This window comes from Lactococcus taiwanensis, assembly GCF_014905395.1.
GTDB classification, from domain to species: Bacteria; Bacillota; Bacilli; order Lactobacillales; family Streptococcaceae; genus Lactococcus; species Lactococcus taiwanensis.
The window spans coordinates 174,077-197,206 of the sequence record NZ_BNDT01000003.1; the positions used below are offsets into that span (position 1 = coordinate 174,077).

Consider the following 23,130-nt stretch of genomic DNA (forward strand, 5'->3'; position numbering starts at 1 on the left):
AACTTGAAAGCTAATAATATATGAAAAAGAAAAAAATAGCCTCATTATCTGTTCGAGGATTTAATCGTCCAGTTAACTTTGTTTTTAATATCGTCATTGCACTTTTTGCAATCTCTTGTGTCTTACCTTTCCTCTTTGTCTTAGCCATTTCGCTGACAAAAGAATCGGCTTTGCAACAATTCGGTTATAGCTTTTTGCCACGAGAATGGAGCTTTTATGCTTATACATTCTTATTTGACCAAATGAAAGATAAAATGTTGCAATCATTGTTTGTCACAGTACTTGTTACGGTTCTAGGGACTGCAATTAATTCTACAGCAACTTCACTTTATGCTTATGCGATTTCTAGAAATAACTTTCCTTTCCGTCGATTCTTCACTATCTTTTGTTTAATCACAATGTTATTCTCACCTGGGATGATTGCGAATTACTTGGTAATGACTAATCTTCTACAATTGAAAGATACAATTTGGGCTTTGATTTTGCCAATGGCTGTCTCGCCATTTAACATCATTGTTATGAGAACTTTCTTTAAACGTTCAGTTCCAGATTCAATTATTGAATCTGCCCGAATTGACGGAGCAAGTGAACTTAGAATTTTCACTCAAATTGTTCTTCCTTTAGCGGTACCTGGGATTGCAACCATTTCCCTCTTTGCAGCCTTAGGTTATTGGAATGACTGGTTTAATGCCCTTCTTTATATCTCAAACGATAAATTGATTCCATTGCAGTATTTGCTGATGAAAGTTCAAAACAATTTACAATTCTTAACACAAAATGCAGGAGCAGGCTCACAGATTGCCGGAGGTTTAGCGGCTCTCCCTGGTGAATCAGCACGTATGGCAATTGTTATCATTTCAACTTTACCAATTGCAATTAGTTATCCATTCTTCCAACGTTATTTTGTCAAAGGTTTAACCATCGGTGGCGTTAAAGAATAAGAAGGCTCTGCTTATTTAGCAGAGTAAATTTAGACGCTTAAAGAAAGCGCAAACATTAATAAAGTTAAAAAAATTGGGGAAACCCTAAAGGAGCATACTCTAATGAAAAATTATCAAAAAGTTGCACTTGGTACCGTCTCAGTGCTTGCAGCCTTCACACTTGTGGCTTGTGGTTCATCTGCGAAGTCAAAAAGTAGTACGGGTGAAACGACTTTACACATGTACCAAATCGGTGATAAACCAGACAATTACAAAGAATTGATGGCTAACGCTAACAAAATTCTTGAGAAAAAAGCTGGTGTGAAATTGGACATTAGTTACATTGGATGGGGAGATTACGCTCAAAAAATGAACGTCATCGTTTCATCTGGTGAAGCTTATGACATTGCTTTTGCGCAAGATTATGCCACAAATGCTGCGAAAGGCGCCTATGCTGATTTGACTGATTTAGTCCCTAAATATGCTAAAACGGCTTATAATGAGCTTAATCCAGCTTATATTGAAGGAAATAAAATCAATGGAAAACTTTATGGATATCCTGTAAATGGGAATATCTATGCGCAACAAGTAATTACCTTTAACAAGCAATATTTGGATAAATACAACTTATCTATTGACGGCGTTGATTCGTTTGCCTCAGCTGAAAAAGTGATTGAAGAATTCCATAAAAAGGATCCTAATGTTGCAGCCTTTGCAGTAGGTCAGGGTTATAAGACACCCGCCAATGTTGATTACGTCCTCGGTAACAGTCTACCATTTGCTGTAGATACAACAGGCGACGGTAAAAAGATTCAGAACGTTTATGATATTCCTGCCTATGTTGATAGATTAAAGACAATGCATGATTATTATAAAAAAGGTTTGATTCCTGCTGATGCTGCAACTTCCAGTACAGCTTTTGATTTGAACTCAAATAACTGGTTTGCACGTGTTGAAACACAGGGTCCTTACGATTATGGCGATACTATTTTGACTCAAGCAGCTGGACAACCCCTTGTATCAAAAGCAGTAACTAATCCTTTAATTACAACTGACCAAGCCCGCATGGCTAACTTCGTCGTTTCAAATACGTCTAAACATAAAGAAGAGGCAGTAAAAGCACTAGGAGTAATTAATAGTGATGCTGATCTTTTAAATGGTTTAGTTTATGGGGTTGAAGGAAAACAATGGGAAAAAACGGGTGACAAGAAAATTAAATTACTTCCTTCATACAGTGAAGGGGTAAAACACATGGCTGCTTGGAATACAGGAAATAATGCCATTCTTTATACGACTGATGCGGTAACTAATGAAATGATTACTCAACGTGACCAATCAATCAAAGATGCAAAAGTTTCTCCACTGCTTGGCTTCACCTTTGATCAAACAAAAGTGAAATCTGAAATTTCTAACTTATCAAATGTGATGAGTCAATATTTGGATCAATTGAATACAGGTTCTGTAGATCCAACCCAAACTTTACCAAAACTCAAAGCAGAGTTGAAAAAAGCAGGTTACGATAAAGTTCAAAAAGAAATGCAAAGTCAATATAATGCTTATCTAAAAAATAAATAAGAGGTAAACAAATCCAAGATTTCCTTTCTAAATTCATTTTGAAACTAGTTTGGAGATCTTATTTTATTGGAATTATTATGAAAATTAGCATTTATTAGGTTAATGAGCTGAGACTCTGAGAGAAGGTACTGACAAGGTCAGTAGCAATGAAAAACGTTCAATGTAAGCCCTAACATTTTGTGGAAAAAGTGTTATAATGAAGTAATAAAAGTTAGAAAGTTATAGAAAAATGATTGGAAAAGCACTAGAAGAATTCTTTATTCGAATTTGGGTCGTTGTTAAATTGACCTTGATATTTTGGCTCTTAGCGCTCACAGGGCTGTTTGTTTTAGGATTTGGTCCTGCTTTTAAAGTGGTAACAGAGTTGTATTTGGAACATGGTTTTGACTATAAGTCAATTTCAGTAAAGCAAGCTTATCAGATTTTCAAGCGAGACTTTTTAAGAGCAAATATGATTTTTTGGCTCTATATGTCTTTGAGTCTTTTGCTCGCTTATAATTTATACCTTTCAGTACAAATCCAAGGTTTACTTTTCTTGGTGATCGATTTCATTCTATTCTTTGGGTTAACTTACCTTATGACCGCTTTTGAATATACAATGATTTTTGATAGTCAATTTGAAATTAGTTTTGGAAACTTATTAAAAATGAGCTTTATTTCAAATTTTATTAGTTTTAAAACCTATCTAAAACTTTTATTTGGGATTGTCCTTATCTTTGTTTTGACTTGGCAATTTAAAGGCATGATTCTTTTTGGTTTGATTGGCCTTTTACAAGTTTATTCTTTAAGTGTGACAAAAACTTGGCGTTTGAAAGTTGAAGAACAGTTAGCAGAGTAAAAATGAAGAGTTATTGAGAGGAGTAGAAAATGGAATTAAAATTTCAAGAAAATTTTTTGTGGGGAGCAGCAACGAGTGGCCCACAAACTGAAGGACGTTTTAAAAAGCAGCATGACAATGTTTTTGATTATGATTTTGACCATTATCAAGAACGTTTTTGGGGCGGAATTGGACCTGATACAGCCAGTAATTTTTTCAATGACTTTCGAGAAGATATAAAATTAATGAAGGCTGCTGGTCTAAAATCAATAAGGACAAGTATTCAATGGTCGCGTTTGATAGATGATTTAGAAAAGAATACGGTAAATGAAAAGGCGGTTGATTTCTATAACGCTGTAATTAATGAATTTATAGCGCAAGGGATTCGTCCGATGATTAATTTAAATCATTTTGACCTACCAGTTGAACTTTTAAAAACATATGGAGGCTGGGAAAGTCGTCATGTTGTTGATTTATATGCAGGTTTTGCAGCAAAATGTTTTGCTGAATTCAGCGACCGAGTGAGTGATTGGTTTACTTTTAATGAGCCTATGGTTGTCGTTGAGTGTGCTTATCTATTAGGTTTCCATTATCCTGATATTGTTGATGGAAAAAAAGCTGTTCAAGTGGCTTATCATTTGCAACTCGCCTCATCTCTTGCGATTGAACAATACCGAAAAATCAATAAAAATCCTGAAGGACGAATTGGAATCATTTTAAATTTAACTCCGTCCTATCCAGCAACTGAAAAAATCGAAGATTTAAAAGCAGCAGAAATGGCAGACCTTTGGCAAAATCGCCTCTTTTTAGATGCATCAATAAAGGGAGAATTTCCAGAAGAATTAGTCAGCCTTTTACAAGAAGAAAATGTCTTGTGGCAGTCGGAAGCAGAAGATTTGAAACGGATTAAGGAAAACAAAGTGGACCTTTTGGGAGTAAATTACTACCATCCGAGTCGAGTACAAGAACCTGAATATTCTAGTGATAGTTTGGCTCAAGATTGGCGTCCCGACAAATATTACGCATCGTTCAATAAACGTGGGGTGCGGATGAATGCTGACAGAGGTTGGGAGATACATCCACAAACCATTTACGAAATTGCCAAGCGAATTCAAGAAGATTATGGGAATATTCCTTGGTTTATTTCTGAAAATGGGATAGGTGTAGAAAATGAAGAGCGTTTCAAAAATGCTGACGGACAAATTCAAGATGATTACCGAATTATTTTTACAACAGAACATCTTTTTTGGCTACATAAAGCGATTCAAGAAGGCTCAAATTGTTTTGGTTACCATGTTTGGACACCAATTGATTGCTGGAGTTGGCGTAATTCATACAAAAATCGTTATGGTTTGATTAGTTTGAATATCCATACCCAAGTGAAAACTTTAAAAAAATCAGCTTATTGGTATAAAAATTTAACAGACTCATCACTTTTACAAGTTCCAGATTCGATTTTAGAAAAATACAATCAATGATTTCTGTTAAAAACATCTGTTAAAAACATAAGAAAATTTGGAGGAGAAATATGTCATTATTAACAATAGATATTGGTGGAACAAGCATTAAATATGCAAGATTTGCTGACGGAAAATTAGGAGAAGAAGGTGCTTTCGGAACTCCTGATAATCTGGATCAATTTTATCAATCACTGACAGCAGTCGTTGAACAATTTAAGGAAAATTCTGATGTTTGTGGTGTTGCTATTAGTTCCCCAGGAGCAGTAAATAAAGCGACTGGTGTCATTGAAGGAGCAAGTGCTCTCCCTTATATTCATGATTTTGATATTCATGCTGAATTAGAAAAAAGATTTGGTTTACCTGTTTCTATCGAAAATGATGCCAATTGTGCGGCGCTTGCCGAAGTGAAATTTGGTGCGGCAAAAGGTTTGTCTGATGTTTTGCTCCTTGTGCTTGGAACAGGTGTTGGCGGTTCTGTTGTTATGAATGGGAAAGTCCATCATGGGAAACATCTTTTTGGAGGTGAATTTGGCTTTATGCTCATGGATGATGAACATTCGTTTTCAACATTAGGAACAACGATTAGAATGGCTGAGCGCTATAATAAACGCACAGGAGAAGCTCTTGATGCCATCGAAATTTTTGAAAAAGCCTTTAATGGTGATGAAATAGCTAATGAAGAAAAAGATATTTTTCTATACAATGTCGCAAAAGGGATTTTTAATCTGACTTATTCTTTTGATCCAGAATTAGTGATTATTGGCGGAGGAGTTTCCCAAGCTAAATGGTTAATTCCAGAATTGCAAAAACAACTTCAAAAAATCATGGAAATTATTGAAGTAGCGACTTTTATGCCAGAAATTGTAACTTGTGAATTCAGAAATTCTGCCAACTTAATTGGTGCAGCGGTAGACTTTTCACAAACTTACGCAAATAAGACTGACAAATAAGCTAGAAGTTTTCTGTAAGTAATATTTTTTACTGACAGAAAATTCCTTCACTCATACTATACGAAATAAAACATAAAAAGTAACAAATATAGGAAAAAATTATGACAAATCATTATGGCTCAATCGAAGCAGGCGGAACAAAATTTGTACTTGCGATTGGTGATGAGCAGTTTAACATTTTAAAAACAAATCAAATTCCAACGACCAGTCCCGAAGAAACAATTACTAGAACCATTGAATTTTTTAAGGAGAATCCTGTTAAATCATTAGCAGTTGGTTCTTTTGGGCCTATTGACATCAAGCCTGAAAGTGCAACTTATGGCTATATAACAACCACGCCAAAAGCGGGTTGGGCAAATGTTGATTTATTAGGAAAACTCAAAGCTGCACTTGATATTCCGATGGTTTTCACTACTGATGTCAATAGCTCGGCTTACGGTGAAATGATTGTGACTGGCGGAAAATCATTGGTTTATTTCACAATCGGAACAGGAATTGGTGGAGGAGCCGTACAAGATGGGAAATTTATTGGAGGATTTTCTCATGCAGAAATGGGTCATCAATATGTGAAGCGTCATCCAGACGACCTTAATTTTGCAGGCGTTTGTCCATTTCATGGTGATTGTTTAGAAGGAGTGGCAGCTGGTCCTTCCCTTGAAGCCCGCTTAGGAATTCGCGGAGAAGATATTCCAGCTGACAGCAAAGTTTGGGATATTCAAGCTTTCTACATTGCACAAATCGCCGTTAATACAACCTTAGCACTTGCACCTGAGAAAATTGTTTTTGGTGGTGGCGTTATGACCCAAACGCACATGATTGAGCGCGTGCGCAAAGAATTCACAAAATTAATGGCAGGTTATGTCCACGTGCCCTATTTACTGACAGATTATATTATGACGCCGTCAGTCGCCAATAATGGTTCGGCAACGATTGGAAATTTTGCTTTGGCAAAAGAATTAGATGAAAAAAATTACTGACAGCTCTGTCAGTAGTTTTTCATTTTCGTCAGTAAAAATAAATGTAATCACTATCATACGATTTTTCTAAAATTTATTTTATTTATTCACAACTATCTCTGCAAAAAACAATAAATTATGATAGAATAAATCTAATAAAATAATTGAACAAAAGTTCGAACTTTCCAACAGGAATTCGGACTTTTGCACCTTATTAGAGGAGGGTCCCTTGTCCGACACTACACTTGAAAAAATCATTGTACTCGACTATGGTTCACAATACAATCAACTTATTGCGCGTCGTATCCGAGAAATCGGTGTTTTCTCAGAACTCATGAGTCACAAAGTGACAGCCAAAGAAATTCGTGAGATTAATCCAATCGGTATTATTCTTTCAGGCGGTCCAAATTCAGTTTATGATGAAGGTTCATTCGATATTGATCCTGAAATCTTTGAACTTGGTTTGCCAGTTCTTGGTATTTGCTACGGCATGCAATTGATGAGCTACAAGCTCGGCGGTATGGTAGAAGCAGCAGGTGAACGCGAATACGGTGTTGCCCCACTTCAACTCACTGAAAAATCAGCATTGTTTGCAGGAACTCCCGAAGTTCAAGATGTTTTGATGAGCCACGGTGACCGTGTAACAGCTATTCCTGAAGGTTTCCACGTTGTCGGAACTTCACCAAACAGTCCTTTTGCTGCTGTTGAAAATACAGAACGCAACTTGTACGGTATCCAATTCCACCCAGAAGTTCGTCACTCTGTCCATGGCACTGACATGCTTAGAAACTTTGCGCTTAATATTTGTGGAGCAAAAGGGAACTGGTCAATGGAGAACTTCATTGATATGCAGGTCAAAGCAATTCGTGAAAAAGTTGGTGATAAAAAAGTTCTTCTTGGACTTTCAGGTGGTGTTGATTCATCAGTTGTAGGTGTACTTTTACAACGTGCCATCGGTGACCAATTGACATCAATCTTTGTTGACCACGGTTTCCTTCGTAAAGGCGAAGCTGACCAAGTCATGGAAACATTGGGCGGGAAATTCGGTCTTAATATCATCAAAGTAGATGCTCAAAAACGCTTCATGGACAAACTTGTTGGCCTTTCAGACCCAGAAACAAAACGTAAAATTATCGGTAACGAATTTGTTTATGTTTTTGATGATGAAGCAAACAAATTAGAAGGTGTTGACTTCCTTGCCCAAGGAACACTCTACACCGACGTCATTGAATCAGGAACAGATACAGCTCAAACAATCAAATCACACCATAACGTTGGTGGCCTTCCTGAAGATATGCAATTCCAATTGATTGAACCATTGAACACCCTCTTTAAAGATGAAGTTCGTGCGCTTGGAACACAACTTGGGATGCCTGATGAAATCGTTTGGCGTCAACCTTTCCCTGGACCAGGACTTGCCATTCGTGTCCTTGGTGATTTAACAGAAGAAAAACTAGAAACTGTTCGTGAATCAGATGCAATTCTTCGTGAAGAAATTGCTGCTGCAGGCCTTGAACGTGATGTTTGGCAATATTTCACAGTAAATACAGATGTGAAATCAGTTGGTGTCATGGGAGACCAACGAACATATGACTATACATTGGCTATTCGTGCCATCACATCAATTGATGGAATGACAGCTGACTTTGCCCAACTTCCTTGGGATCTTCTCCAAAAAATCTCAAAACGTATCGTTAATGAGGTGGACCACGTCAACCGTATCGTCTACGATATTACGAGCAAACCACCAGCAACTGTTGAGTGGCAATAGACCAACACATGCAAAAATAATAATATTTAACAAAACAGCGAAGCCAATGGTTTCGTTGTTTTTTAATCCTTAATTTTATATAGCTTAGGTAAAATATTTAGACAAAAAGTTTAGGTTGTGCTATAATTAATGTTATTAAAAGATAGTTCAAGCTACATCAAGTATTGAAAACAAAAAAATTAGTAAGGAAAGTCATGATTTATATCAACAACTTGAGTGTTCATTACATCAATAATATGGCATTAAGTCATATAAATTTGCAAATAAGGTCCGGAAGGATTACAGGCATCATCGGTCCCAACGGAGCTGGAAAATCCTCTCTGTTGAAGGCAGTGCTAAATATTATCCCCCATACGGGCGAGACGTTTGTAGATAAGAAGGAGTTAAAAAAGTTATTAAAAAATATTGCTTACGTAGAGCAGAAAAGCAACATTGATTTTACTTTTCCCATCACTGTTAGGGAAAGTGTAGCGCTCGGTACATATAGCAGTCTAAAACTTTTCCAAAAACTTGGCAAAGATGAATGGAGCAAAGTTGATGAAGCGCTTGAAAAAGTCAATTTGAGTGACTTTAAAGCGCGACAGATTGGTAGTTTATCTGGTGGTCAATTTCAAAGAGTACTCATCGCCAGATGTTTAGTTCAAGAAACAGACTATATATTTTTAGATGAACCTTTTGTTGGGATTGATTCGGTTAGTGAAACAATCATTATGGATATTTTACAACATTTAAAGGCACAAGGAAAAACAATTCTCATTGTACACCATGACTTAAGCAGGGTTCGAACTTATTTTGATGACTTGATTATTCTAAACAAGAAGTTAATTTCGGCAGGGGCAGTTGCTAAAGTTTTTACAAGTGAGAACTTGAAAAAAGCTTATGGAGACAATATTTTTATCGGAGAAGCGCACTGATATGATACAAAACTTTATTAATGGTTTATACGAATTTCATTTTTTACAAAACGCTCTAATTACAGCACTTATGATTGGTATTGTGTCTGGTGCGGTGGGTTGTTTTATTATTCTGAGAGGGATGGCTCTAATGGGAGATGCAATATCACATGCTGTATTGCCAGGCGTAGCACTTTCTTATCTCTTAGGAATCAACTTTTTTATTGGGGCTATCTTTTTTGGACTGCTATCGTCAGTTATCATTACTTTCATAAAAAACAATAGCACAATTAAAGGGGACACAGCGATAGGCATTACTTTTAGTTCCTTTTTAGCTTTAGGAGTAATCCTGATTGGTGTAGCCAATAGTTCAACAGATTTATTCCATATTTTATTCGGCAATATTTTGGCTGTGCAGGATTTGGATAAATGGCTAACGCTTGGCGTATCAACATTAGTATTAGCTCTTATCCTACTTTTCTTTAAAGAGTTATTAATTACCTCTTTTGACCCTACCATGGCAAAAGCAATCGGCATGAATGTAAGCTTTTATCATTATCTTTTGATGATTTTATTAACACTTGTTTCAGTGACTGCTATGCAGAGTGTTGGTACGATCTTGATCGTCGCTCTACTCATTACACCTGCAGCAACAGCTTATCTTTATACTAACAGTTTAAAGCGGATGATGATTCTTTCTTCCACACTTGGAGCCATTTCATCAGTGCTTGGCCTATTTATTGGATACTCCTTTAATATTGCTGCTGGATCGAGTATCGTCTTAACTTCTGCAGTCCTATTTGTTGGTGGCTTTTTAACCTCCCCTAAACAAGATTTTATAAGAAAGTGGATTAAAAAAAGTGATAACCAGACGTAAAAAATTTCTCCTTATAATAATGATCCTTTGTCCAATCGTTCTGTTAGCGGCTTGCGCAGCTTCTAAAGATAATCAGCCGGACAAAGCTAGTAAACAGTTAGAGGTGGTTGTAACAAACTCTATTCTAGCAGACATGACACGAACAATCGCACAAGATAAGATTAACCTCCATAGTATCGTTCCGGTTGGAAAAGATCCACATGAATATGAACCCTTGCCTGAAGATATTCAAAAAACCTCTCGTGCAGATTTAATTTTCTACAACGGCTTAAATCTTGAAACAGGAGGAAATGCTTGGTTTACAAAATTAGTAAAAAATGCCAAGAAAAAAGAAAATAAAGATTATTTTTCTGTAAGTAATGGCGTCGAAAAGATTTTTCTTCAAGGCGAAAAAGCTGAAGGAAAAGTAGATCCACACGCCTGGCTCAGTTTAGAAAATGGAATTATCTATGCACAAAATATTGAAAAAGAACTTTCAAAAAAGGATCCGCAACATCAACTTTTTTATCAAGAAAACCTAAAAAACTATGTAGACCAACTCCAGCAACTTGATAAAAAAGCGAAAAAAAAGTTTTCGACTATCCCTGAAAATAGGAGGATGATCGTAACAAGTGAAGGCTGCTTCAAGTATTTTTCCAAAGCCTATAATATTCCTTCAGACTATATCTGGGAGATTAATACGGAAGAAGAAGGAACGCCCGAGCAACTAAAAAAATTGGTAAGAAAATTAAGAGAGACCTCATTACGTGCACTCTTTGTAGAAAGTAGTGTTGATCGGCGTCCCATGAAGATGGTCTCTAAAGAGACTTCAATCCCTATCTATTCTACAATCTTCACAGATTCAATCGCTCAAAAAGGGCAGAATGGAGATAGCTACTATCGAATGATGGAGTGGAATATTGATAAAATCTATGAAGGATTGACCCAGTAAAATGATTAAAAAATACCACCGAATAAGCGAGGTATTTTTTTCTTTTTTCTTCAATGATGAGAATTGAGAAGACAAGCTTTTTATAATAACCCTAATCCGACGAGAATAAAAATAGTCAGGAATAAAATATTTAGAAAGGTAAAGTAGAGCAAAAATTTTATTGGAGAGGAGGCTCTAGCATACGACTGATATTGTCGAAAAGCTAACAAATTAGCAAGCGAAGCCACAAGTGTTCCAAGCCCCCCGATGGTTACCCCTAAATAAATAGGAGTGAAGTGACCAGTAAACTTTGATAGTAAAACTGCAGCTGGAACATTGCTGATGAGTTGACTAGCTCCTATAGAGGTAAAGAAGATGGAGGTTTCACCCTGCATAAGGTCAGTAATAAAATTATGGATAATAGGTATTCTACTTAGTGCACCAACAATTATAAAAAAATTAAGAAAAGTAAGGATAATACCATAGTCGACCTCTTTGTATATGTGCTTATTTATAAAAAATGCACAGCCAAGACTGGCAAGAAGGGAAGACCAAATAGGGAGAAAATTTAGGAGGCCTAAAAGAACGACAAAAGTAGTTAGACCAAGTAAATAAAACTCTCTTTTTTTTATGGTGAAACGCTCTTGACTTAGCTGGCTTATCAGTACTTTTGAATAGAAAAACGAACTAAAGAATAAAGTTAACAGACTGATAAAACCTATGGGCAAGGAATGCATAAAGAAATCAAACAATTTTAAATGATAAAAAGAAACTAAATACAAATTTTGGGGGTTACCAAAAGGGGTAATGGCGCTGCCTAAATTTGCATAAATCGTGGTCAAGCTAATCAAGGAAATTTTTGGGAGCTTGACTTTACGGTTGATATTAAAAATGATTGGAATTAGTGTTAAAATTGCAACATCATTTGTAAAAAACATTGAGCCAAAGAAGGAGAGCAAAAGAACAACTAAAACAATTTGTCTCAAATTTTTGCACTTTTCAATGATAAATCCAGCAAAAAATTTTAAAATTCCTAGAACTTCAAAGATTGAAATAAGAATAATTAAACTCAGTAAAGCCATTAAAGTTTTTACATCAATGTCAGAAGTTTTAACTGTCCCAAAGCCCAATGAAAGTAAAGCTAAAATCGCAGTAAATAAAAAAGTTTTATCTGTAAAAATTCGCTTGATAATCTGAGCCATTCTGCCTCCACCTTTAATTTTATTTAGCTTATTTTATCATAAAGAGGTGTTTTTGTATTCTATTGTCTTCGTGAAATTTAGAAAAGTGATTAATTAAAAAGTCAAAGCATAACTTCCGGTTGCTTTGACTTTTATTTATGGTTTGTTGGCAAATTAATGAGAAATAATGCCAAAAAGACAATTAATATTCCCAGGCGTTGTAATCCCAAAAATGAGACATTAAGAAACATAGTAGAAATTAAAATCGCGGTTACTGGTTCAAGCATTCCGAGCATCCCTACGACGTGGGGTTCAGTATATTTTAAACTGTTAATATAGAGAGGATAGGCTAAAAGTGTACCGATAATAACAATTAAAAGAATTAATAACAGATCAATTTGATCAATGTTTGTTGGCATAACAGTTAAGGGATGAAAGAAATTAGAAATAATTCCTCCGATCAATAAGGCCCACGCGACAACGTTTAAGGCAGAATGATCTTTGAGGAGGGGACAAGGGATTAGCGTATAGGCACAGACCCCGAGTGCTGATAAAAGTCCCCAAATAAGTGCGGAAGCTGAAAAACTAAGTTTACCTAAATTACCGTTGGTTACTAAAAGGAAAACCCCTATTAAAGAAAGGAAAATCGCAATAATATCGAGTCGTCTTGGGAGAGTTTTACTCTTGATAGCTAAAATTACAATGATGATCGAAGGACCTAAGGATTGGAGAATAGTAGCAATCGCGGCATTTCCATAAAATACAGATAATAAAAAAGAGGTTTGAGCAAATAGCACACCCAAAATGCCAAAAGCGATAATTCTTAAACTGGATTTAAAAGAATACCAAACACTGAAAATATTGTTTTTAGTAAGTCCTAACCCGCAGAGTAAGATTAGACCAGAAAAAAGCATGCGAATTGTAACTAGCCATCCTGGTTGGATAGCACACCGTTTAAATAGAATACCTGCAAGGATGCTGCTTATACCAAAAAAAGCAGCACCCAACGAAGCATAGGCTACTCCCCTAAATTTATACATAAAATCTCCCCAAATTATTCTTCTTGTATCTCATCGCTACTCCTTGTTAAATATTATATAAAAAATACAGGTGAGAGTAAAATATTCACTGGAAAATGCATAAAAAAATACTAATTATTCGAATTAGTATTTTGAGAGTTATTTCTGGGGAAGTGGGAATCAATCTTCTATCCCATAAATTTCAACTTTATAGCCTGTAATTGTTAGTCCAGTGGCTTGTCGAGCAGCTTCTATCAGTGGCCGGAAATCAAAATTATCGACATTAATGATTTCACCTGTCGTTTTGTTAACGACATGATAATGAGGATCTCCGTAGTAGTCGTATCTTCTCTTAGAGCCGTCGTTAATGGCGATGACTAGCTCACTCTCTATCAGTTTTTCTAGTGTATTATAGACTGTCGCTAAACTGATATTATCTAGATCTTCGTGGATTTGTTCAGCTGTAGGGTGTGTTTGATGTGATATCAAATAGTCTAAGACGATAAGTCGTTGAGAGGTTGCCTTCAGGCCATGTTCTTGTAATAACGCTTTTAAATCTTGCTCCAAAGTCCGCTCACCTCTCTTTCTATACTGATTTTATTATAACATCTCACCCAAAGCATTTCAATGACTTGACTTTTCTTTAGAATCATTCTAAAATATAACTTAGAATGATTCTAAAGGAAGGGTAGAGTTTGAAAAAGAAAAAAAGAAGCTTGATACAAAAAAATAATATTATAAGAGCTGCAATCATGGGAGCAAATGATGGAATAATTTCTATTGCTGGGATAGTTATAGGAGTTTCTGGAGCCACCTCACATATAGGCACCATATTGTTAGCAGGTTTTGCTGGGACTTTGGCTGGGACTGTTAGTATGGCGATGGGCGAATACGTTTCTGTAAGTTCTCAACGTGATGCTCAGGAAAAAATAATACACGAACAAAAGCTTGCTCTGGCAACGAGCTATCAACAGGAATTTAATTTTGTGTACCATAAATATTGTGCCTCAGGGATATCGGCTACTTTAGCGTATCAAGCAACGGATGAGATGATGAAAAAAGATGCCTTAAGTACGACTGTGCGCGAGCGCCATGGTTTCACAATTGGACAAGAACTGAGTGCAAAAAGTGCTGCGATTGCCTCAATGCTTTCTTTTCCTACCGGTGCATTACTTCCAATGTTAGCGATTGCTCTACTTCCAAGAGAGCTAAGTACAATGGCAACTTTTTGTGCAGTACTTATAGCCCTAGGGTTTACTGGCTATGCGGCAGCTTATTTAAACGGTGCTGATAAAAAACATGCGACATTGAGAAATATTGTTGCGGGGGTATTAACAATGCTTGTGACTTATGCAGTAGGTATACTATTTAAACAAGGAGGGCTATAATGAAAAAGCAAGGGATGACGATGGATGAAAAATTAAATAGTGTACGTGCTGGTGTTTTAGGTTCCAACGATGGCATCTTAACAGTTGTAGGCGTTCTTTTCTCAGTGTCTGCTGCCTCGGGAAGTCATTTTGCGCTCTTAATTGCTTGTTTGGCTAATCTCATCTCTGGTGCTTTTTCTATGGCTTCGGGGGAATATGCTAGTGTGAGTGCTCAATCCGATAGTGAAAAGGTCGTCGTGGCACAGGAAAAAAGATTGCTCAAAAAAAATTTTAATAAAGAAAAAGAAGTGGTTAAAGATTTTTATATTGAAAAAGGAATCAGTCCAGAAACTTCTAGTAAAATTGCCAATGAATTACTCGAACTTAAGCCCCTTGAGACCGTGCTGGCTGTAAAATATGATATTACCTTAGGACATTATATGAATCCATGGCAAGCTGCTTGGTCCTCTCTTTTTTCTTTTACAATTGGAGGACTCTTCCCTTTTGCGACGCTCCTTTTGGTAAAAGGAATATGGCAATTTCCAGCGACAATACTTGCAACAGTGCTTGCGATGGCTCTTACGGGAATGATTAGTGCAAAGCTGTCAGATGGACTGCTTATTAAGGCGATTCTTAGAAATATCATAATTGGTTTAATCACAATTTTCTTCCATTATTTTATTGGGCGTATTTTTGGGTAAGCTTTTTCAGCTTCAACCAAGGTCTTTTGGTATAATAATAAGTATGTGATGTAGCTAAAAGGAGGTGACAGATTGAATGAATGAAGCAATGGAAATGATTGAAGCATTTTGGGATGATTTTTCTACAGATTATGATGCTATTCAGGAAGAGAGCTTAGTAGACATTCCAGAGCATGTGAAGAAATTTCTGGCTCAAGAAGGACTCGTGCCTTGTGATAATCTGTTGGATTTGGCTGGGGGGACTGGTAAATATATTCCCGCACTCTCCTCTTTGACAAAAGACTATCATCTGGTCGATCTGTCTCAGCAAATGTTAAAATTTGCTCGGAATAAAAAATGTTATTCAGAAAAAATGACGCTTATTCATCAGGAGCAAAGGCAATTTTTGGAACAAACCAGTGAGAATACTTATGATTTGGTTTTCACAGCGATGAATCCCGCATTAGATGATAAAGAGTTGTTGCTTGAAATGAATCGTATTAGTAAAAAATACGTTGGAATTTTGCGGATGACATTTGATGAGGATAATCTTTTTAGTCAAGTGGAACAACTTTTTTTCTCCTCACAAGAACAAGCAAGTGGAACTCTGATGGCTAATTATAAAGAATGGCTCAAGCAATTGAGTTGGACTTTTAAAAGTAAAACCTTCAGATTTTTACTCTCAGAAAAGGTAAGTGCGAAATTATTTTCAGATTATTTTTCAGATGAACTTTCGAGTGAAGATTTGAATCGCTTGCTTTCGCTATTTTTTGGTGAAAAAGAAGATTATGAAATGCAACGATTAGTATTATTTGAATTGATTTATTGGGAGAAACACTAGCTAAACCTAGTGCTTTTTTATTGCTTGAACGCTTTTATTTGTATTTTTTTCAGTTTAATATTATAATTGATTCATCAACTATTGATGTATCAACTATGAAAGGAGGAGAAAATGGAACTTACTAAAATTAGTCAACTTTTATATCAATTAAAGATTGCTAATCAAGAAATGACAACAGTGTTTGAAAAAACAACGGGCTTCAGCTTGACTAGATATGAACTGATGCGCATTTTATTGTGTAAAGGGAAATGTTCCCAGACACAACTCCAAGCAGTATTGAAAATTGATAGTGCCGCAGTTACACGTCATTTGAAATTGCTTGAAGAAAAAGGTTATGTCACGCGTGAGCGTAATAAGGATAATAATCGTGAGATTTTTGTGAAGGTAACCGAACAAGCAAAAGAGGCAATGGCGCGCTGCGAGCGCGACCATGATACAGCACAAAATACTTTAAACATTGGGCTGAGCGATAAAGAAGAAGAACAACTCCTTGCTTTATTAAACAAATTAACGAAATGAAAGAAGAACAAAATGAATAAGAACTTTAAAAATAACGATTTCTCAGATATTACTTTTGGGAGAAAATCAGTACGACTTTACGATGAAAACTACAAAATTTCTCACGAAGAAATGCTTGAGATGATTCAAGAAGCTACAGCTGCCCCTTCTTCAGTAAATATGCAACCTTGGCGTTTTGTTATTGTGGAAAGTGAAGAATCAAAAGCAAAATTGAAACCTTTAATTCGCTTTAATACACGTCAAAACGATACCTCATCAGCGATGATTTTGATTTTTGGAGACTTGAAGAATTATGAATTTGGTGAAGAAATCTATGACCAAGCAGTTGCTGAAGGAAAAATGCCTCAGGAAGTCAGAGATCAACAAATTGAAGCGATTATTCCTTATTACAAGAGCTTCTCTAAACAAGAAATGAATGATGTTGTCAAAATTGACTCAAGTTTGGCCGCTATGCAATTGATGTTGGTGGCAAGAGCTCACGGATATGAAACAAATCCAATTGGTGGTTTTGAAAAAGATCAATTGGCAGAAGCTTTTGATTTAGACAAAGAACGTTATGTCCCCGTTATGATTTTATCCATTGGTAAAGCCGTTGAAGAAGGTTATGAATCTGTCCGCATGAATGCTGATAAAATCACTACTTTTAAATAAAAAGGAGAAGTAATTTGACCATTTTGACAATTATTCTGGCGCTTTTGGTTGCTTTGGAATTTTTCTACATTATGTATTTAGAAACCTTTGCTACCAGCTCAAAAACAACCAGTCGTGTGTTCAATATGAAAAAAGAGGAACTGGACCGTTCTTCAGTTCAAACGCTTTTTAAAAATCAAGGCATTTATAATGGTTTAGTTGGCATAGGATTAATTTATGCAATCTTTTTCTCGTCTGCATCACTTGAAATAGTTAGATTACTGCTCGTTTTTATTATTTTAGTGGCTCTGTATGGCTCTTTGACAAGTAATAAAAAAATTATTCTTACCCAAGGTGGTCTAGCCATTTTAGCTCTAATTTCTTCCTTTTTCTAAAAAATATTTTCAAATCCTTGACAAGGATCATAAAAAGATTTACAATTATTTTCAATATCAGAAAAGTAACTCTATATCAGAATTTTTTCAGGAAGTCTGCGGTTGTGCGAGCAGACAAATTCGTCAGAGCGAATGGGCTGATTTGAAAGTCGAGAACGATTTGTTTTTCGCAATTTGATTTGAAACAATAAAAATCACGGATGCTCCCGATACCAAGCGACTTGTTGTTAGACGAGGAAAAGAAGAGGATTTTTCGAGTATTTTTATGGTATTCTTAACCTCTTAAATTACGGTGGCACCGCGTGACATACGCCCGTAGAGTAGTTGATACTCTACGGGCTTTTTTGTATTTTATTGAAAGGATTACTAAAATGAATCAACGATGGCGAAGCTTAAATTTTAACTAATCAGTATCAATGGAAAAGACTTCCTCAAACCTATAGATAGAGAGAACATATGAGAAAAATTAAAGAGATTTCAGCAGACACCATGACCCCGATTTCGGTTTATCTTCGCCTGAAAGGAAAAAATAAAGTCATTTTAGAATCCATTCCCAGAGAAAACGATCAATCTCGTTTTTCAATTATTGCATTGAATCCAGTGAAGCACATCAAATTTACTGACGGAATTTTAAGCGTTAATGACGAAACCATCAGCGATGAAAATCCAATGGAATTTCTGGAAAAATTAGTTTGTCAGCCAGAAAGTACTGACGAAAATTTAGACTTGCCTTTTACATGTGGTGCGATTGGATATGCTGGATTTGATACCTATGGTATTTTTGAAGGCATTCAACCAAAACTGCCAGATTCAATTGGAACACCAGACATGTATTTTATGTTATACGAATCAGCCTTAATTTTTGACCACAAACGAGAAAAATTGATTCTTGTGGAAGACAATACTTACAGTCAACGTACGGAAAATGATTTACTGACAGCTTTGTCAGCAAATATTGAGTCATTATCTTTACTGACAGAAGCAGAAAATGAACTGATAGAATTAAATAAACTGAATTTCGTCAGCAATATATCTCAAGAACATTTTGAAGAAAAAGTTGCTAAAGCAAAAGAACTGATCAGAAATGGTGACATGTTCCAAATTGTTTTATCACAACGTTTAACAGCCGATTTTACTGACAACCCTTTTAATTATTACAGAAAACTTCGGGTTGAAAATCCATCATCGTATATGTACTTTATGGAATTCGATAATTTTCATGTCATAGGCAGCTCACCAGAGCGTTTGGTTGCTGTTCATGGCAATCAAGTTTCAACCAATCCAATTGCCGGAACAAGAAAACGGGGGCAAAATGAATTTGAAGACCAAGCTCTTATTGAAGATTTAGAAAGTGATCCCAAAGAAGTCGCTGAACACAAAATGCTTGTTGATTTAGGACGAAATGACATTGGTAAAATTTCCAAATATGGTTCAATCGAAGTTCCTGTTTTCATGAAAGTTGAGAAATATCGCTACGTCATGCATATTACAAGTGAAGTGACTGGCGAGCTTCGTCCTGAATTTACAGCGATGGATGCCTTACGCGCCACATTGCCAGCAGGGACGCTATCAGGAGCACCGAAGCATCGCGCCTACCAAAGAATTTATGAATTTGAGACGCAAAAACGAGGAATTTATGGTGGAGCTATCGGTTATCTATCGAAAAATGGCAATTGCGATTTTGCAATTGCCATTCGGACAATGGTCTTGAAAGACAAGAAAGCACATGTTCAAGCAGGAGCTGGAATTGTTTACGATTCAGTACCCGAACATGAATATCAAGAAACTTTGAATAAAGCAAAAGGTTTGCTAGAAATTGGTCAGTAAATGAGCTCTACTGACCATCCTGTCAGTAAAAATAGGAGACAAAATTGATTTTAATAATAGATAATTACGATAGTTTCACTTACAACTTAGTGCAGTATGTGGGAGCTTTAACTGATGTAGCAGTTGTAAAAAATGACGATGATTCTTTGGAAAATAGGGCAGAAAAAGCAGACGCCTTAATCTTCTCGCCAGGTCCAGGTTGGCCTGCGGATGCTGGAAAAATGGAAACACTTATTCAGCAATTTGCAGGCCAAAAACCAATTTTAGGAATATGTCTAGGTTTTCAAGCTATCGTTGAAGTTTTTGGTGGCAAACTTCGATTGGCACATCACGTCATGCATGGCAAGAATTCACAAGTTAGGCAAACCTCAGGAAATTTACTCTTCAATAAACTTTCTTCAAAATTTCTAGTCATGCGCTATCATTCAATTGTCATGGACGAGGCAGTCGCTTTACCAGATTTTGCAATCACAGCAGTCGCGACAGATGATGGTGAAATTATGGCTATTAAAAATGAAAAAGAACAGATTTATGGATTACAATTTCACCCCGAATCCATTGGCACATTGGATGGCATGACCATGATTGAAAATTTTGTCAACCAAGTAAATGAAAACAAGGAGTCATCAAATGAAAAATGAACTTGAAAAAGTGATGTCAGGGCGTGACATGACCGAAAATGAAATGAATATGCTTGCGAATTCAATTATCCAAGGTGAATTAAGTGAGGTCCAAATTGCCAGCTTTTTAGTAGCATTAAAAATGAAAGGCGAAGCAGCAAGCGAATTGACCGGTTTGGCTCGAGCTTTACAAAAAGCAGCGATTCCTATCCCAACAAATTTGACAAATGCGATGGACAATTGTGGAACAGGAGGCGACCGCTCATTCAGTTTTAATATTTCAACCACAGCCGCTTTCGTTTTAGCAGCTGGCGGCGTCAATATGGCAAAACACGGTAATCGCTCCATTACCAGTAAATCAGGTTCGGCAGATGTTCTTGAGGCCTTAGGAGTCAATCTTTATTTACCAGCAGAAAAGTTAGCTCAAGTTTTTGACAAAGTTGGTTTAGTTTTCCTCTTTGCTCAAAATCTCCACCCAGCGATGAAATACTTCACGCCAGTGCGCAGACAACTCGAAATTCCAACAATTATGAATTTGACTGGTCCACTCATCAATCCAATTCCACTTGATACACAACTTCTTGGTACCTCACGTCCAGATTTACTTGAATTAACAGCAAATGTTTTGAAAGGTTTGGGTCGTAATCGAGCATTAGTCATCACAGGTGAAGGTGGCATGGACGAAGCAACACCCTTTGGACTTAATCATTACGCCCTTTTAGAAAATGACAAAGTGACTTTGCATGAATTTAGAGCCTCAGACGTTGGTATTTCAGAAGTTCAACTCAATGATATTCGTGGAGGTGAAGCCCCAGAAAATGCTGAAATTTTAAAAAATGTCCTTGAAAATCAACCGTCAGCCTTTTTAGAAACGACCGTTTTAAATGCCGGACTTGGATTTTATGCCAACGGAAAAGTCGATTCCATCAAATCCGGAGTTGACCTTGCAAGAGAAGTAATTAGTACAGGAGCAGCTCTTACCAAGTTGCATGAATTACAAGCAGAACAGATTGGCTAAAAATCTTGATGCAAATTTTGAAATAGCAGAAAATAAGAGAAAAATATGAACATAAAAAAAGGAAAATTTCTAGAAACAATCCTAGCAGAAAAAAGACTTGAAATTGCTAAAATGCCAGAAGAACAAGTAGGAAAAGTTCGTCAAACATACAATTTTTATGATTACTTAAAAGAACATTCCGACCAGCTTCAAGTGATTGCCGAAGTCAAAAAAGCTTCGCCCAGTCTAGGTGATATTAATTTAGAAGTGGATATCGTTGACCAAGCCAAAAATTACGAACAAGCCGGTGCCGCTATGATTTCCGTCTTAACTGACCCTGTATTTTTTAAAGGAAATATTGAATATCTCCGTGAAATTTCAGAAAATGTCCAAATTCCCACCTTGAACAAGGATTTTATCATCGATAAAAAACAAATCAATCGGGCAGTTAATGCGGGAGCAACAGTTATTTTACTCATTGTCGCAGTTTTTGAAAATCAATACCCCAAACTCCAAAACCTCTACAACTACGCACTTTCACTAGGACTTGAAGTTCTTGTTGAAACACATAATAAAGCAGAACTTGAGATTGCTCATCAGCTTGGAGCTAAAATTATTGGAGTTAATAATCGTAATTTAAAAACCTTTGAAGTGAGCTTACAAAATTCAGTAGATTTGACTCCCTACTTTAAAGAAGACAATATCTACATTTCCGAATCGGGCATTTTTAGCGCAAACGAAGCCCAAAAAGTTTCCGATGCTTTCAATGGAATATTGGTTGGAACAGCGCTCATGCAATCAGAAAATCTCAAAAAATCTTTTAAAGATTTAAAAGTCAAGAGGAAAACGAATGAAAATTAAAATCTGTGGTTTATCTACAAAAGAAGCTGTTGATACAGTCGTAGAATCCGGTGCCACACATCTTGGTTTTATTCTTAGTCCCTCAAAACGCCAAGTTACACCAGAAAAAATTCTTCAAATCACAAACGATGTCCCAAAAACAGTCAAAAAAATAGGAGTTTTTGTTGATGAACCTATTGATTTTGTAAAAAAAGCAATTCAAGTTGCTCAACTCGATCTGGTTCAGCTTCATGGAAATGAAGAGATGAATTACATTAATCAACTAGATATTCCGGTTATTAAAGCAATAAGGCCAGACCAAGAATTTAAAGAATACGAAGATGTAATTTTATTATTTGATAGTCCACAAGCTGGAAGTGGTCAAACCTTTGATTGGGAATCTTTGGTGACTAGTGGTCTGAAAAATAAATTTTTCATCGCTGGTGGACTTAATCCAGAAAATGTAGCAGCTGCTATTCAACATTTTCCAAATGCCTACGGTGTGGATGTTTCTTCTGGAGTAGAAACTGACGGAATTAAAAACCTTACAAAAATAAAAAACTTTGTTCAAAATGCAAGCCTTGCCTCATCAAAGCAATTATTTACAGAATTTTTAAGAATCACAAAAAAGCTAAATGAAAATAAGATTATCCCTTATTTAATGGGAAGTTTAGCAGTTGAGCAAATAATCAATTTTCCAACAAATCCTGATGACATTGATATTCAACTCAAAAAGCCTGATTTTGAAAATTTTGAGCAATTAACAAGTTTAATGGAAGAATTAGGTTATCAGCTCATTGACTTACATGAGCATAAATTTGAAAAAGCTAGCATTCATGTTGGCTTTGCAAGTGTGGAGACCCTTAAAAACTATGCCGGGGTTGACGATAATGATATTCCCAAAATCAATTTCAAATCTGAGTTACATCAAGAATTTTTCCTCCCTACTTTAAAGCAAAATATTCAAATTTACCAAGCGGCAGTGACAGATAGCTGGCGAGCCAAAAAAACTAAAGATAAGAAGATTTTAAAGAAATTACTTTTTGAAGAAAATGACGCGAACATTAAATGAGATTTACCATGAA

General features: G+C 36.1%; 24 protein-coding genes. 21 read left to right on the top strand and 3 right to left on the bottom strand.

Going from position 1 to position 23,130, the window contains the following annotated elements; translation table 11 throughout:
• The first annotated feature begins 20 nt into the window (after nucleotides 1–20).
• From JKP71_RS04915 to JKP71_RS04960, 10 genes are all read left to right on the top strand, one after another.
• A complete protein-coding gene (locus tag JKP71_RS04915; protein ID WP_200407234.1) occupies nucleotides 21–941 on the top strand; it encodes a carbohydrate ABC transporter permease in 921 nt (306 codons plus the stop codon).
• A 102-nt stretch (nucleotides 942–1,043) separates the two neighbouring features.
• Entirely contained in the window at nucleotides 1,044–2,495 is a 1,452-nt protein-coding gene (locus JKP71_RS04920; protein ID WP_200407235.1) for an ABC transporter substrate-binding protein, read from the top strand.
• A gap of 229 nt (nucleotides 2,496–2,724) precedes the next feature.
• Entirely contained in the window at nucleotides 2,725–3,333 is a 609-nt protein-coding gene (locus JKP71_RS04925) for a YesL family protein (protein WP_200407236.1), read from the top strand.
• 29 nt (nucleotides 3,334–3,362) lie between these two features.
• Entirely contained in the window at nucleotides 3,363–4,790 is a 1,428-nt protein-coding gene (locus tag JKP71_RS04930) for a glycoside hydrolase family 1 protein (protein WP_200407237.1), read from the top strand.
• Between the two features lie 50 nt (nucleotides 4,791–4,840).
• The gene (locus tag JKP71_RS04935; RefSeq protein WP_200407238.1) at nucleotides 4,841–5,722 is read left to right on the top strand and encodes an ROK family protein; all 882 of its coding nucleotides are present in this window, start codon (nucleotides 4,841–4,843) and stop codon (nucleotides 5,720–5,722) included.
• A 101-nt stretch (nucleotides 5,723–5,823) separates the two neighbouring features.
• Entirely contained in the window at nucleotides 5,824–6,699 is an 876-nt protein-coding gene (gene scrK / locus JKP71_RS04940) for a fructokinase ScrK (RefSeq protein ID WP_021723037.1), read from the top strand.
• Between the two features lie 208 nt (nucleotides 6,700–6,907).
• Nucleotides 6,908–8,449, top strand: a complete 1,542-nt coding sequence (guaA, locus tag JKP71_RS04945; protein ID WP_200407239.1) for a glutamine-hydrolyzing GMP synthase — start codon at nucleotides 6,908–6,910, stop codon at nucleotides 8,447–8,449.
• A 194-nt stretch (nucleotides 8,450–8,643) separates the two neighbouring features.
• Nucleotides 8,644–9,363 carry a metal ABC transporter ATP-binding protein gene (locus tag JKP71_RS04950; protein WP_200407338.1) on the top strand — a complete coding sequence of 240 codons (720 nt, stop codon included), beginning with the start codon at nucleotides 8,644–8,646 and terminating at the stop codon, nucleotides 9,361–9,363.
• A gap of 1 nt (nucleotide 9,364) precedes the next feature.
• Nucleotides 9,365–10,219 (top strand): metal ABC transporter permease, encoded by an 855-nt coding sequence (locus JKP71_RS04955; RefSeq protein WP_200407240.1) that lies wholly within the window; start codon nucleotides 9,365–9,367, stop codon nucleotides 10,217–10,219.
• 19 nt (nucleotides 10,220–10,238) lie between these two features.
• Nucleotides 10,239–11,150: a metal ABC transporter substrate-binding protein gene (locus JKP71_RS04960; protein WP_200407241.1), complete on the top strand. Its 912-nt coding sequence runs from the start codon at nucleotides 10,239–10,241 to the stop codon at nucleotides 11,148–11,150.
• Between the two features lie 80 nt (nucleotides 11,151–11,230).
• Here JKP71_RS04960 and JKP71_RS04965 read toward each other — a convergent pair whose 3' ends face one another.
• From JKP71_RS04965 to JKP71_RS04975, 3 genes are all read right to left on the bottom strand, one after another.
• On the bottom strand, nucleotides 11,231–12,331 hold the full coding sequence (locus JKP71_RS04965) for an SLC13 family permease (RefSeq protein WP_200407242.1): 1,101 nt from the start codon (nucleotides 12,329–12,331) through the stop codon (nucleotides 11,231–11,233).
• A gap of 131 nt (nucleotides 12,332–12,462) precedes the next feature.
• The gene (locus tag JKP71_RS04970; RefSeq protein ID WP_200407243.1) at nucleotides 12,463–13,350 is read right to left on the bottom strand and encodes a DMT family transporter; all 888 of its coding nucleotides are present in this window, start codon (nucleotides 13,348–13,350) and stop codon (nucleotides 12,463–12,465) included.
• A 159-nt stretch (nucleotides 13,351–13,509) separates the two neighbouring features.
• Complete coding sequence (locus JKP71_RS04975) at nucleotides 13,510–13,896, bottom strand: Fur family transcriptional regulator (RefSeq protein WP_075525524.1); 387 nt, start codon at nucleotides 13,894–13,896, stop codon at nucleotides 13,510–13,512.
• A 128-nt stretch (nucleotides 13,897–14,024) separates the two neighbouring features.
• Here JKP71_RS04975 and JKP71_RS04980 point away from each other — a divergent pair, with 128 nt between their 5' ends.
• From JKP71_RS04980 to JKP71_RS05030, 11 genes are all read left to right on the top strand, one after another.
• Nucleotides 14,025–14,717, top strand: a complete 693-nt coding sequence (locus JKP71_RS04980; protein ID WP_267905515.1) for a VIT1/CCC1 transporter family protein — start codon at nucleotides 14,025–14,027, stop codon at nucleotides 14,715–14,717.
• Nucleotides 14,717–15,397: a VIT1/CCC1 transporter family protein gene (locus JKP71_RS04985; protein ID WP_200407244.1), complete on the top strand. Its 681-nt coding sequence runs from the start codon at nucleotides 14,717–14,719 to the stop codon at nucleotides 15,395–15,397. The genes JKP71_RS04980 and JKP71_RS04985 overlap by 1 nt, the downstream gene beginning before the upstream one ends.
• Nucleotides 15,398–15,473: 76 nt before the next feature.
• A complete protein-coding gene (locus JKP71_RS04990) occupies nucleotides 15,474–16,217 on the top strand; it encodes a methyltransferase domain-containing protein (protein ID WP_200407245.1) in 744 nt (247 codons plus the stop codon).
• A gap of 111 nt (nucleotides 16,218–16,328) precedes the next feature.
• On the top strand, nucleotides 16,329–16,736 hold the full coding sequence (locus JKP71_RS04995; protein WP_075525528.1) for a MarR family winged helix-turn-helix transcriptional regulator: 408 nt from the start codon (nucleotides 16,329–16,331) through the stop codon (nucleotides 16,734–16,736).
• Between the two features lie 12 nt (nucleotides 16,737–16,748).
• Entirely contained in the window at nucleotides 16,749–17,387 is a 639-nt protein-coding gene (locus JKP71_RS05000) for a nitroreductase family protein (RefSeq protein WP_075525529.1), read from the top strand.
• 14 nt (nucleotides 17,388–17,401) lie between these two features.
• Nucleotides 17,402–17,761 (top strand): DUF1304 domain-containing protein, encoded by a 360-nt coding sequence (locus tag JKP71_RS05005; RefSeq protein ID WP_075525530.1) that lies wholly within the window; start codon nucleotides 17,402–17,404, stop codon nucleotides 17,759–17,761.
• A 456-nt stretch (nucleotides 17,762–18,217) separates the two neighbouring features.
• The gene (gene trpE / locus JKP71_RS05010; RefSeq protein WP_200407246.1) at nucleotides 18,218–19,588 is read left to right on the top strand and encodes an anthranilate synthase component I; all 1,371 of its coding nucleotides are present in this window, start codon (nucleotides 18,218–18,220) and stop codon (nucleotides 19,586–19,588) included.
• 44 nt (nucleotides 19,589–19,632) lie between these two features.
• Nucleotides 19,633–20,229 carry an aminodeoxychorismate/anthranilate synthase component II gene (locus JKP71_RS05015; protein WP_200407247.1) on the top strand — a complete coding sequence of 199 codons (597 nt, stop codon included), beginning with the start codon at nucleotides 19,633–19,635 and terminating at the stop codon, nucleotides 20,227–20,229.
• Complete coding sequence (gene trpD / locus JKP71_RS05020; RefSeq protein WP_200407248.1) at nucleotides 20,219–21,226, top strand: anthranilate phosphoribosyltransferase; 1,008 nt, start codon at nucleotides 20,219–20,221, stop codon at nucleotides 21,224–21,226. Before JKP71_RS05015 ends, trpD begins: the two co-directional genes overlap by 11 nt.
• A gap of 45 nt (nucleotides 21,227–21,271) precedes the next feature.
• Nucleotides 21,272–22,066, top strand: a complete 795-nt coding sequence (gene trpC / locus JKP71_RS05025) for an indole-3-glycerol phosphate synthase TrpC (RefSeq protein WP_200407249.1) — start codon at nucleotides 21,272–21,274, stop codon at nucleotides 22,064–22,066.
• Complete coding sequence (locus JKP71_RS05030; protein ID WP_200407250.1) at nucleotides 22,056–23,117, top strand: phosphoribosylanthranilate isomerase; 1,062 nt, start codon at nucleotides 22,056–22,058, stop codon at nucleotides 23,115–23,117. The genes trpC and JKP71_RS05030 overlap by 11 nt, the downstream gene beginning before the upstream one ends.
• Nucleotides 23,118–23,130: the final 13 nt, after the last annotated feature.